Origin of the sequence: Vibrio sp. ED004 (assembly GCF_023206395.1) — a bacterium.
Classification (GTDB): Bacteria; Pseudomonadota; Gammaproteobacteria; order Enterobacterales; family Vibrionaceae; genus Vibrio.
Window position 1 is genome coordinate 774,490 of record NZ_CP066149.1, and the last position, 12,571, is coordinate 787,060.

General features: G+C 44.1%; 8 protein-coding genes. 5 read left to right on the forward strand and 3 right to left on the reverse strand.

Annotated elements, in window-relative coordinates; genetic code table 11:
* Positions 1-134: 134 nt before the first annotated feature.
* Complete coding sequence (gene glnS, locus ITG10_RS03250; protein ID WP_017630057.1) at positions 135-1,802, reverse strand: glutamine--tRNA ligase; 1,668 nt, start codon at positions 1,800-1,802, stop codon at positions 135-137.
* Between the two features lie 302 nt (positions 1,803-2,104).
* Positions 2,105-3,664, reverse strand: a complete 1,560-nt coding sequence (nagE, locus tag ITG10_RS03255; RefSeq protein ID WP_128644346.1) for an N-acetylglucosamine-specific PTS transporter subunit IIBC — start codon at positions 3,662-3,664, stop codon at positions 2,105-2,107.
* 476 nt (positions 3,665-4,140) lie between these two features.
* Here nagE and nagA point away from each other — a divergent pair, with 476 nt between their 5' ends.
* The 4 genes from nagA to asnB all read left to right on the forward strand — a co-directional run bounded on the left by nagA (position 4,141) and on the right by asnB (position 10,069).
* Entirely contained in the window at positions 4,141-5,277 is a 1,137-nt protein-coding gene (nagA, locus tag ITG10_RS03260; protein ID WP_017629615.1) for an N-acetylglucosamine-6-phosphate deacetylase, read from the forward strand.
* A 2-nt stretch (positions 5,278-5,279) separates the two neighbouring features.
* Positions 5,280-6,494, forward strand: coding sequence for an ROK family protein (locus ITG10_RS03265; protein WP_017629614.1), 1,215 nt, complete (start codon positions 5,280-5,282; stop codon positions 6,492-6,494).
* 84 nt (positions 6,495-6,578) lie between these two features.
* Positions 6,579-8,165 (forward strand): cation:proton antiporter family protein, encoded by a 1,587-nt coding sequence (locus ITG10_RS03270; protein ID WP_026084111.1) that lies wholly within the window; start codon positions 6,579-6,581, stop codon positions 8,163-8,165.
* 233 nt (positions 8,166-8,398) lie between these two features.
* Positions 8,399-10,069 (forward strand): asparagine synthase B, encoded by a 1,671-nt coding sequence (asnB, locus tag ITG10_RS03275; protein ID WP_017629612.1) that lies wholly within the window; start codon positions 8,399-8,401, stop codon positions 10,067-10,069.
* 80 nt (positions 10,070-10,149) lie between these two features.
* Here asnB and rfaH read toward each other — a convergent pair whose 3' ends face one another.
* Positions 10,150-10,656, reverse strand: a complete 507-nt coding sequence (gene rfaH, locus ITG10_RS03280; protein WP_017629611.1) for a transcription/translation regulatory transformer protein RfaH — start codon at positions 10,654-10,656, stop codon at positions 10,150-10,152.
* A gap of 504 nt (positions 10,657-11,160) precedes the next feature.
* On the opposite strand from rfaH, the gene ITG10_RS03285 reads away from it, so the two are divergent.
* Positions 11,161-12,555, forward strand: coding sequence for a peptide MFS transporter (locus tag ITG10_RS03285; protein WP_017629610.1), 1,395 nt, complete (start codon positions 11,161-11,163; stop codon positions 12,553-12,555).
* Positions 12,556-12,571 lie beyond the last annotated feature (16 nt).

Below are 12,571 nucleotides of genomic sequence, written 5' to 3' on the forward strand. Positions count from 1 at the left end.
ACGCTGGCTTAGGCCGGCGTTTTTTATATATGGTCACTAATAAGTACGAATACCCGATATTATTCAAACACAAAAAAACCGGCTCTAAGCCGGTTTTTTATTGGGTCGCTTTTAACAAGCTAAATACTCAAGCATTAAGCTTCAGTTTTACCCCAAGTATCGCGTAGACCAACCGTACGGTTGAACACTAGCGCGTCTGCTTTAGAGTCTTTCGAATCTACGCAGAAGTAACCCGTACGTTCAAACTGGTACGCTTGCTCAGCTGCACCTTCCGCTAGGCTAGGTTCAACAAAACCGTTTAGCGTAACAAGCGACTCAGGGTTAAGCGTTGCTGCGAAGTCATCAGCTGCAGCTGGATTTGCCACAGTGAATAGACGATCGTAAAGACGAATCTCAGCAGGTAGTGCTTTATCAGCAGATACCCAGTGGATAACACCTTTCACTTTACGGCCATCAGCAGGGTTCTTACCTAGTGTTTCGTCGTCGTAAGAACAGAAGATAGTCGTAATGTTGCCTTCCGCATCTTTCTCGATACGCTCAGCTTTAATCACGTAAGCACCACGTAGACGAACTTCTTTACCTAGAACCAAACGCTTGTATTTCTTGTTTGCTTCTTCACGGAAGTCATCACGCTCAATCCACACTTCACGAGTAAATGGTACTTCACGAATGCCCATTTCAGGTTTGTTCGGATGGTTAGCAACCGTTAGTGTCTCTACTTTATCCGCATCGTAGTTTTCAATCACGATCTTAACTGGATCCAGAACGGCCATTGCACGAGGTGCATTTTCGTTCAGATCGTCACGGATACAAGACTCAAGTGAACCGAATTCAATCATGTTCTCTTGTTTAGTTACACCGATACGCTTACAGAATTCACGGATAGATGCAGAAGTGAAACCACGACGACGTAGGCCAGAAATAGTAGGCATACGTGGGTCATCCCAACCTTGAACTAGGTTTTCAACCACAAGTTGGTTCAGCTTACGCTTAGACATCACTGTGTATTCAAGATTCAGACGGCTAAACTCGTACTGACGAGGTTGGCAATCGATCGTGATGTTATCTAGAACCCAATCGTACAAACGACGGTTGTCTTGGAATTCAAGAGTACAGATAGAGTGTGTAATACCCTCTAACGCATCAGAGATACAGTGAGTGAAGTCGTACATTGGGTAAATGCACCACTTGTCACCCGTCTGATGGTGATGAGCAAAACGAACACGGTAGATAACAGGATCGCGCATCACCATGAATGAAGAGCTCATGTCGATCTTAGCACGTAGACACGCTTTACCTTCTTCAAAGCCACCGTCACGCATTTTTTCAAATAACGCTAGGTTCTCTTCTGGGCTACGGTCACGGTACGGGCTCGCTTTACCTGGCTCTTTTAGCGTGCCTCGGTATTCACGGATCTGCTCAGGACTTAGCTCGTCAACGTACGCTAAGCCTTTATTAATTAATTCCACAGCATAAGCGTAAAGCGTATCGAAGTAGTTTGATGAGTAACAAATGTCACCAGACCATTCAAAGCCTAACCAGCTTACATCATTCTTAATTGACTCAACGTATTCAACGTCTTCTTTTTCAGGGTTTGTATCATCGAAACGAAGATTACATTGTCCCTGGTAGTCCTGAGCAATACCAAAATTCAAGCAAATAGATTTAGCGTGACCAATGTGCAGGTAGCCGTTCGGCTCCGGCGGGAAACGAGTATGCACGCTACTGTGTGTACCATCCGCTAAATCTTTATCGATAATTTGGCGAATGAAATTCGATGGACGAGCCTCAGCTTCACTCATCTATAGCACCTCTATGTATTTAGTATTGTCAGAGAAAGTTATCTTTCATCTCCAAGAAAACGGGCGCTTATAGCGCAAGTCAAAGATAGAAAGATCATTGTTGCTAATCATCCACAATTCTTCGCCTTTGCACAATAAGAACCGTCCGTTAATTGCGATTATTTCTGCTATTCGATGAAGAATAGAACGAACCGTATTCACTGGCCTTAAACGGCAGGCACAAAAAAGCCTCCCATGTGGGAGGCTTTCAATTTAAAACTTACTTAAGAGTAACTTTACGTCTTAGTTAAGTACTTCCCTTACTATGGAAGTTTTACATCAGATAGGTCTTCACCTGCACCGATAGCTTTCATTTCGCCAGCTACGATTTCAGCTAGTGGGCCTAGGATAACCTGTAGGTTGTTTTCACCTAGTTTAACCACACCTTTAGCACCCAGTTTCTTAAGAACAACTTCATCTGCAACAGAGCGGTCTTTAAGAGTTAGACGTAGACGAGTGATACAAGCGTCGATTGAAGTTAGGTTGTCGTGACCACCTAGAGCTTTCAGGTATTGACGTGCAAGGTCGCCTTTTGGAGCTTCACCAGCAGGAGCTGCAGCAGCTTCGTCATCATCTTCACGACCTGGCGATTTCAGGTTGAAAGCGCGGATTGCGAAAGAGAAAGTGAAGAAGTATAGAGCACCGAAGCCTAGACCGATTAGTAGTAGTACGAATGGTTTAGTTGCTAGACCCCAGTTCAATACGAAGTCGATTAGACCAGCAGAGAAACCGAAACCGTGCAGAGTACCAAACATGTTAGCAACTACTAGAGACAGACCAGTAAATACAGCGTGCATTGCGTATAGAGCAGGAGCTAGGAATACGAACATGAATTCTAGCGGCTCTGTGATACCTGTTAGGAATGAACAGAATGCTACTGAGAATAGTGCGCCACCAACTTGGCTGCGTTTTTCAGCAGGAGCTGCTAGGTACATTGCAAGTGCAGCACCTGGTAGACCGAACATCATTACTGGGAAGAAACCGTTCATGAATACGCCAGCGCCTTTATCGCCGCCGAAGAAACGGTGTAGGTCGCCAGATTTAACAGTTTCAGTCACTTCTTTAACTACAGTAGTGATTTCTGGAGTTACAGAGTTAGCGAATGTGAATGTGTGCTCTTGGCCAACAACTAGAGTTTTAGCTAGTGATGGGTCAACACAAAGTTGAGTGATGTTAGCGAATGCGCCTTGACCAGCAACGATGATTTCTTGACATGTACCCATACCGAACCAGAAGTATGAGTTCAATACGTGGTGTAGACCTACAGGGATAAGTGCACGGTTAAGAGTACCGTAAACGAATTGACCGATAGCGCCAGACGTTGATACTGCGTGAGCCAGTGCGTCTAGACCAGATTGAACACCAGGCCAAACCACACCAGACACAGCACCTGCAACAAGTGCAAATAGACCGGCCATGATAGGGACTAAACGTTTACCCGCGAAGAATGCCAGCCACTCAGGAAGGCGTGTAGCGTGGAAAGCGTTGTAAGAGTGACCTGCGATGATACCTGCGAAGATACCGCCGAAGAATGACATGTTAACGTCTGCGTTAATTGTCGTTGCTGTAGCTGTTAGTACGAAGTAAGCAACTGCACCAGCAAGACCTGCTGCGCCGTTACCGTCTTTAGAAAGACCAATCGCGATACCTAGACCAAATAGCAATGGTAGGTTACCGAAGATAGCACCACCAGCTTGCGCCATAAATGGAATATCAAGTAGATCGCCTTGACCTAAACGTAATAGAAGCGCCGCAATCGGAAGCGTTGCGATAGGTAGCATTAATGCCTTACCCAGCTTCTGTGCATATCCTAGAATATTCACCAGTTGTTTCCCCCTATAGGATTTTTTAGAATTCGTTTGAGAAACTTATTTTAGTCGCTCAATTTAGTCCTATTCAGTGTATTCAATTAATTTTGCTCCGCAAATTAAAACCTTACCATTTGTGATCGTAATCACCAGTTTTTACCAAATCCAGAGGTTTTTGCTAGCGAGATCATAAAACTTATTTTATCATTCAAAAAAATGAACATTTATAGATAAAATCTAGATCTAATGTTTGGGCTAACAACGGGTTATTTGAGGCAAGCAATGCCAGATAAACTACTGATAACACTGAGCCTGAACTTATAAATAAAATGAATTGTTCACATATTTTTCAAACACTTAAACTCGCTTCCCATTTTGAAGCCGTTTGCCCATAAAAGATAAATCGTTACGTAAATGATGCTCGCAAACTAAGTACCCATTTAGGTAACGAAGAATTTTTAAAGATCTCACGAAATAAGGATTAGCTGACTATGTACGCGCTAAGTAACTGTAAAATTTACACTGGTAGTGATGTTCTGACCGATCATGCTGTAATAATCGAAAACGAACTGATCAAAAAAGTCTGCCCTATCTCTGAATTGCCAGAAGGAATTGAGGTTCGCGACCTAGACGGAGCAAACCTAAGCCCAGGTTTCATTGACCTACAACTGAACGGTTGTGGTGGTGTAATGCTGAACGATGAGATCACTGCAGACACTATGCAGATCATGCACAAAGCAAACCTGAAATCTGGCTGTACTAGCTTCCTACCTACGCTTATCACCTCTTCAGACGAAGACATGCGTGCGGTTATCACGGCAGCTCGTGAATACCACAATCAGTACCAAAACCAGTCTTTAGGTCTTCACCTTGAAGGTCCGTACCTAAACGTTGCGAAAAAAGGCATCCACAGCGTCGATCACATTCGTAAATCTGATAACGAGATGATTGAGCTTATCTGTGAAAACAGCGACCTTGTTGCAAAAGTAACTTTAGCGCCTGAGCTGAACGATCCTGAACACATTGAACGTCTTCAGAAAGCGGGCGTGGTGGTTTCTATTGGCCACACCAACGCAACTTATGCAGAAGCACGTCAAGGCTTCGAGTCTGGTATTACTTTCGCGACTCACCTATTCAATGCAATGACACCTATGGTTGGCCGCGAGCCAGGCGTTGTTGGCGCGATTTACGATACGCCAGAAGTATACGCAGGTATCATCGCCGATGGCTTCCACGTTGATTACGCAAACATTCGAATTGCGCACAAAATCAAGGGAGAAAAGCTCGTATTAGTGACGGACGCCACAGCTCCTGCAGGTGCTGACATGGAATACTTTATTTTTGTCGGTAAGAAAGTATATTACCGAGATGGTAAGTGTGTTGATGAAAACGGCACACTGGGCGGCTCAGCTCTGACTATGATTGAAGCAGTTCAGAATACAGTTGAGCACGCTGGTATCGCTTTAGACGAAGCTCTTCGCATGGCTACGCTATACCCAGCTACGGCTATCGGTGTAGAAAGCAAGCTAGGTCGAATCAAAAAAGGCATGGTTGCAAACCTAGCTGTATTTGACCGAGACTTTAACGTTAAAGCGACTGTTGTTAATGGACAATACGAGCACAATTAAGTATGAATGGCGGACAAATAGGTAACGTAGACTTAGTTAAACAACTAAACAGTGCGGCGGTATACCGACTAATAGACCAACAAGGGCCTATCAGTCGTATACAAGTGGCTGATGTAAGCCAACTCGCACCGGCAAGTGTTACAAAAATTACCCGCCAACTTTTAGAGCGCGGCCTAATCAAAGAGGTGGCGCAGCAAGCGTCTACTGGCGGTAGACGCGCTATCTCCCTAACCACAGAAGTAGAACCTTTTCATTCTGTCGCAGTGCGCTTAGGCCGAGACTATATTCAAATAAGCCTTCATGACCTTGGCGGTCGTGAGTTGGCTTTCCAACAGCAAGACCTGAATTATTCAGACCAATCAGACCTTACCCAAGGCTTGGTTAATAATTTAAAGGCTTTCATTGCTGAGCACCAACCAAAAATCGACCAACTGATTGCGATTGGCGTTACTCTTCCAGGCTTGGTTAACCCAACGACTGGTGTTGTTGAGTACATGCCAAACACAGACATCGATAACCTAGCTTTAAGCGACATTATTCGCGACACATTCCATGTCGCTTGTTTTGTGGGCAACGATGTTCGAGGAATGGCGCTTGCTGAGCACTACTTCGGCGCAAGTAAAGACAGCCAAGACTCTATTTTAGTGAGTGTTCACCGTGGTACCGGCGCTGGTATTATCGTGAATGGTCAGGTTTTCTTAGGTCACAACCGCAACGTTGGTGAGATTGGTCATATCCAAATCGATCCGCTAGGCGAGCAATGCCAGTGTGGTAATTTCGGCTGTCTTGAAACCGTAGCGGCAAACCCAGCTATCGTTGAACGAGTTCAGAAACTGATTAAGCAAGGCTATGAGTCTTCTTTAACAGAGCTTGACCGTATTACAATTCAAGATGTGTGTGACCATGCAATCAATGGTGACGAACTAGCGAAACAAAGCTTAGTTCGAGTAGGAAACCAGTTAGGCAAGGCGATCGCCATGACGATTAACTTATTTAACCCTCAAAAAGTTATCATCGCAGGTGATATTACAAAGGCACAAGAGATTGTTTTCCCTGCAATTAAGCGCAATGTAGAGAATCAGTCGTTAACGACTTTCCATAGCGGCTTGCCTATTGTAGCATCTCAGATCGATAAACATCCTACGATGGGAGCTTTTGCCATGATTAAGCGCGCCATGCTCAACGGTGTGTTGCTGCAGAAGCTTCTCGAAGATTAAAGAAAAATAATTCTGATTTTCCGCGGGCCGTGTTTGTATAAACACGGCCCGTTTTTTTAAGCTAGGGAACTACAACAACAAGTTATGGAACTTATATTAATATCCACTGCGTTTATCGCAGGATTTATTGCTTTAAAGTGTCACCTTCCCCCATTAGTTGGTTTTTTGGTTGCAGGCTTTGGGCTTTTTGCCTTTGGCTTTGAAACCAATGACACCATCATTACTTTAGCTGACCTTGGTGTCACGCTACTTCTATTTACTATCGGCTTAAAACTCGACATCAAAACCCTGCTCTCTAAAGAGATCTGGGCTGGCGCGACAATGCACAACCTTTTGTCCACTCTGTTTTTCGCTGTCGCCCTATTTGGTTTTAAGTTCTTAGGTATTTCATCGCTGGCCGCCATGTCGGTAGAACAGATCGTTCTGCTTGGTTTTGCTCTTTCATTCTCTAGTACGGTATTTGCAGTTAAGACTCTGCAAGAGAAAGGTGAAATGAATGCGACCTACGGAACGTTAGCGATTGGTATCTTGGTCATGCAGGATATCTTCGCCGTAGTATTCCTAACGGCTTCTACAGGCAAAATACCTGAGTGGTATGCGATTGCTCTGTTTGCCCTGCCTTTACTACGCCCACTGTTCTACAAAGTGCTCGATTGGGTTGGTCACGGCGAGATGCTGGTTCTGTCCGGCATCTTCTTCGCACTAGTCGTCGGTGCTGGTTTATTCCATTTGGTTGGTGTGAAACCAGACCTAGGGGCTCTTGTTCTAGGTATGTTACTTGCTGGTCATCCAAAAGCCTCAGAGTTATCAAAATCGCTTTTTAACCTTAAAGAGCTTTTCCTTGTCTGTTTCTTCTTGAACATTGGTTTGTCAGAGCAACCAACCATTCAAGGCTTTATGCTTGCAATCTTGTTCTTACTGATGCTGCCAGTGAAAGGTGTTCTCTACTTCTTGGTGCTCAACCGTTTCAAGTTCCGTGTTCGAACGTCTCTACTCGCCTCATTATCACTGTTTAACTACAGCGAATTTGGCCTCATCGTTGGTGGTCTTGCCTTCAAGATGGGTTGGATGTCGGGTGATATCCTAGTTGCGGTAGCCATTGCGGTTTCACTGTCGTTCTTAATCGCTGCACCTTTAAACCGAGCTGGTCACAAGCTTTATCAGCAGTCAGGTAAATGGCTGAAAGAGCATGCGTCAGAAAAGCTTCACCGACGTGATAAGCGAATTGACCCAGGCCGAGCACAAGTGCTTATTCTTGGTATGGGCCGAATTGGTACTGGTGCTTATGACGAATTACGCTCTCGCTATGGCAAAGTTAGCCTAGGTGTTGAAGTTCGTGAAGAAGCAGCACACAACCACAGAAGCCATGGCAGAAACGTGATTTCCGGCGACGCGACTGACCCGGACTTCTGGGAACGTATCTTAGATACCGCCAATGTGAAATTGGTGATCTTGGCTATGCCGCACCACCAAGGTAATCAAACCGCTTTAGACCAGTTGAAATCTCGAAACTTCAAAGGTCAAATTGCGGCGATTGCTGAATATCCGGATCAACTCGAAACGCTCAAAGAAAACGGTGTTGATGCGGCATTTAACATTTATAGCGAAGCCGGTAGTGGTTTTGCTCGCCACGTATGTGAACAGCTAAACCCAAACATCAATAAAATCTAGCCTAAAACGCCCTCTTAAAAACCTCTCAAAATTGCGAATTTTTGCACTTTTGAGAGGTTTTCGTATAAAAAACCAACTGCAATTAGATACCAAACACCAAAACCAACTAATAATTAGATAATTTCTAACATAACCCCCTTTATATTATTTTTTTGCTTACATCCGGTTGCTTTTTTTAGCCAGAATGGCAAATTGAATACAGTTGATTTAGAAATTATTTAAAAGGAAGTTCTATGTGTTCAGTATTTGGCATTCTCGACATTAAAAGTGATGCCGCAGCACTTCGCCCAATTGCTTTAGAAATGTCTAAAAAGCTTCGTCACCGTGGTCCAGACTGGTCTGGCATTTATGCTGGTGAAAAAGCAATCCTTGCTCACGAGCGTTTAGCTATCGTTGGTTTAAACAGTGGTGCTCAACCACTATACAGCCAAGATAAAAAGCATATTCTTGCAGTAAACGGCGAAATCTATAACCACAAAGAACTTCGTGCTCGCTACGAAGACAAGTACCAATTCCAGACAGATTCTGACTGTGAAGTTATTCTTGCGCTATACCAAGAAATGGGTGCTGACCTACTAGAAGAACTTAACGGTATTTTCGCCTTCGTTTTATACGATGAAGAGAAAGACGAATACCTAGTAGGCCGTGATCACATCGGCATCATCCCGCTTTACCAAGGCTACGATGAACACGGTAACTACTACGTTGCTTCAGAAATGAAAGCACTGGTTCCAGTATGTAAAACAATCAGTGAGTTCCCTCCTGGTAGCTTCTACTCTTCTAAAGATGCAGAGCCTCAGCGTTACTACATTCGTGATTGGAACGAATATGCAGCAGTTCAAGGCAACAGCACAAGCAAAGAAGAACTGACTGAAGCACTAGAAGCAGCGGTCAAACGCCAACTAATGACTGACGTACCTTACGGTGTACTTCTATCGGGTGGTCTAGACTCATCAATTACTTCAGCAGTAGCGAAACGTTATGCCGCAATGCGTATTGAAGATGATGAGCAATCTGAAGCTTGGTGGCCACAACTGCACTCGTTTGCGGTTGGCCTAGAAGGTGCGCCAGATCTTATCGCTGCTCGTGAAGTGGCTGACAAAATCGGTACAGTACACCACGAGATGACATACACGATTCAGGAAGGCCTAGACGCAATCCGTGACGTTATCTACCACATCGAAACTTACGATGTAACGACGATTCGTGCATCAACTCCGATGTACTTGCTAGCTCGTAAGATCAAGGCGATGGGCATCAAGATGGTACTTTCTGGTGAAGGTGCGGATGAAATTTTCGGTGGTTACCTGTATTTCCACAAAGCGCCAAACGCGAAAGAGTTCCACGAAGAAACAGTACGTAAATTGCTGGCTCTGAACATGTTTGACTGTGCTCGTGCAAACAAATCGTTGGCAGCATGGGGCGTTGAAGGCCGTGTACCTTTCTTGGATAAAGAGTTCATTGATGTTGCAATGCGTTTGAACCCTGAAGACAAGATGTGCGGTAACGGTAAGATGGAGAAACACATCCTACGTGAGTGTTTTGAAGACTACCTACCAGATTCAATCGCATGGCGTCAAAAAGAGCAATTTTCTGACGGCGTTGGCTACGATTGGATTGATACGTTGAAAGCAACTGCTGAAGCGAAAGTAACGGATAAACAAATGGAAACAGCTCAGTTCCGTTTCCCTTACAACACGCCAACAACCAAAGAAGGTTACGCTTACCGTGAAATCTTTGAAGAGTTGTTCCCGCTAGAATCAGCAGCAGAGTGTGTACCTGGTGGTCCATCTGTGGCTTGTTCATCAGCAAAAGCTATCGAATGGGATGAGTCTTTCCAAAACTGTGTTGACCCATCTGGCCGTGCAGTACAAGCCGTTCACAACGATGCTTACAACGCTTAAAGCGATTGGTAAATTCTAAATACTAAAAAAGGCGCATGATGCGCCTTTTTATTTTTAAGCCGATTTTTATATTGTTGCATTTATGCGTGAGCTTGCAGTGCTTCGTTCTCAATACTGATAGGAACCACTTGGCTGATCATTTTTACGAGCATGATAGAGCGAGCTTCACCATCTTTCTGATGGAAAATCGCTTCAATGCCAGCGAACTGGCCACTCTTAATCTTAACCACCTGCCCAGACTCAAACTCAACACAACAATCTTCAGTTTCGTTATTGCAACACTTCTCAAACTCTTTGAGTTCGAAAACTAAGTCACCTTGGACTTCATGCGGTCTTGCGCCGAACTTAATAAAGTCGACCACACCGCGCGTTGAACGAACTGTCGTAAAGCTAGGGCCTTGTTCATAGTCAAAGCGAACAAAGATGTAAGACGGGAACAGCGGCTCTTTGACCTGCTTCTCTTTCCCTCTAACCACCTTTTCGACTTCTATTTGAGGGTAAAAGCACTCTACCCCCTGATTTTCTAGGTGCTGTTGAGCGCGTTTTTGATCACCACGCTTACAGTAGAGCAAATACCAACGTTTCATTTTACTAGCCATTTTCTATTTTTGGACATTTTACCACAAGCCTAAAACGGTTTAATCACCGTTAATAAAATGAAGACTGATAAGCAAGAAATAATGCGTAACAGACCAACTTATCAACAAAAAGTCATAGGTCCGAAAAGTGGTTAAGCATTGTACAGGGATCATTTACAGATAAAAAGGCGCATTCTTGTAAGCGTATGTATGCAAGACCAAATAAAATACACCATACCCTATGAAGATCAAAATGATACAACAAGCCAATGCATTTCACTTTTATTATTCGGTAATTCTTTTAAAACGCTCACTATGCGTCCAGCTCAAAACTGGAAAATTAGTTTGCAGCACGCATTATCTGGGTGACATTGCATAGAAAACCCCTTACTTTCATAAGCTTATGAAAAACTAGTTATCGTAACCATAAAAGACGCCTATTGCAGATGGTTATTCCACTCTGTATACATAAGTGACTATAAAATCTTTTAATACCTAAAATTAGTAAAACTTATGCCAAGCACTCACAACATCTTTGGCCACCCTAGAGGCCTATTTCTACTATTTAGCACAGAGCTATGGGAACGTTTCTCCTACTATGCAATGCGTGCAATTCTTGTTTTATTCTTAACTGATACCACTCTTAATGGTGGCCTTGGTTGGTCAACAAAAGACGCTCTCGATCTCTACGGGATCTACACGGGTTTAGTCTACATCACACCATTAATTGGTGGCTGGATTGCTGATAACTACCTAGGACAACGTAAATCGATCCTAATTGGTGGTGTATTAATGGCTCTTGGCCAATTTACACTTGCTCTACCAAACGGCTTTATTGGCTTAGACCAAGTCAACGCTCTGTACCTTGGTTTAGCACTGCTTATCAGTGGTAACGGTATGTTTAAGCCAAACATCTCAACCATGGTTGGCGATTTGTACCAAGAAGGTGATAACCGCCGTGATGGTGCTTTCACCATTTTCTACATGGGCATCAACTTAGGCGCACTACTTGGTGGCTTGATTTCGGGTGCAGCAGTGGATTCTTTCGGTTGGAAAGCAGGCTTCTTGGCTGCTGGTATTGGTATGGTTATTAGCTTGATCATGCAGATGACGATGGCTCAATCTTGGTTAGGCAACATCGGTTCTGTGCCTGCGGCTGCTCGAGCAAAAGAGCTGAACAAATCAAAAGAGAAAGCGCCACTCACCAAAGAAGAGTTCGACAGACTAAAAGTTATTCTGATTATGGGTCTGTTCGTGATCGTGTTCTGGGCTGGCTTTGAACAAGCTGGCGGCCTAATGAACATCTACACTCAACAATATACTGACCGTATGATTGGTGGCTTTGAAGTTCCAGCTGCTTGGTTCCAATCTCTGAACCCATTCTTCATCATTACACTTGCACCGATCATCGCTGCATTTTGGGTGAAATTAGGTAAGCGTGAACCAAACTCTCCTGTTAAATTTGCGATGGCGTTGTTCTTCTTAGCACTTGGCTTTGTGTGCATGATGGGCGCGGTAATGGAACAAGGTGGTGACCTAACAGTGAAAACATCAATGCTATGGCTAGTGGGTGCTTTCTTCTTCCATACACTTGGTGAGCTTTGTTTATCGCCTATTGGCCTGTCGTTGGTCACTAAGCTAGCTCCACTTCGTTTAGCATCACTAATGATGGGTGCTTGGTTTGGCTTCAATGCGGTTGCAAACTACGTTGCAGGCCTAGTGGGTTCTCACGTTGGTGAACTTGGCGCGATGTCTATCTTTGGTGGTATCGCGATTACAGCAACAATTAGTGGCGTATTACTGCTTCTTTGTGCTGGTAAGCTTGTATCATGGATGCATGGTGTAGAAACCAACATGACGCTTGAAGCAGAGCCAAAAGCTGAAACAGCAGAAACCTCTGTTGCTTAATATCTAGATCTAATTC

Coding starts and splice junctions, on each gene's coding strand:
- rfaH (WP_017629611.1), bottom strand. CDS start 10,656: ATGAAACGTTGGTATTTGCTCTACTGTAAGCGTGGTGATCAAAAACGC.
- ITG10_RS03285 (WP_017629610.1), top strand. CDS start 11,161: ATGCCAAGCACTCACAACATCTTTGGCCACCCTAGAGGCCTATTTCTA.
- nagA (WP_017629615.1), top strand. CDS start 4,141: ATGTACGCGCTAAGTAACTGTAAAATTTACACTGGTAGTGATGTTCTG.
- ITG10_RS03270 (WP_026084111.1), top strand. CDS start 6,579: ATGGAACTTATATTAATATCCACTGCGTTTATCGCAGGATTTATTGCT.
- asnB (WP_017629612.1), top strand. CDS start 8,399: ATGTGTTCAGTATTTGGCATTCTCGACATTAAAAGTGATGCCGCAGCA.
- glnS (WP_017630057.1), bottom strand. CDS start 1,802: ATGAGTGAAGCTGAGGCTCGTCCATCGAATTTCATTCGCCAAATTATC.
- ITG10_RS03265 (WP_017629614.1), top strand. CDS start 5,280: ATGAATGGCGGACAAATAGGTAACGTAGACTTAGTTAAACAACTAAAC.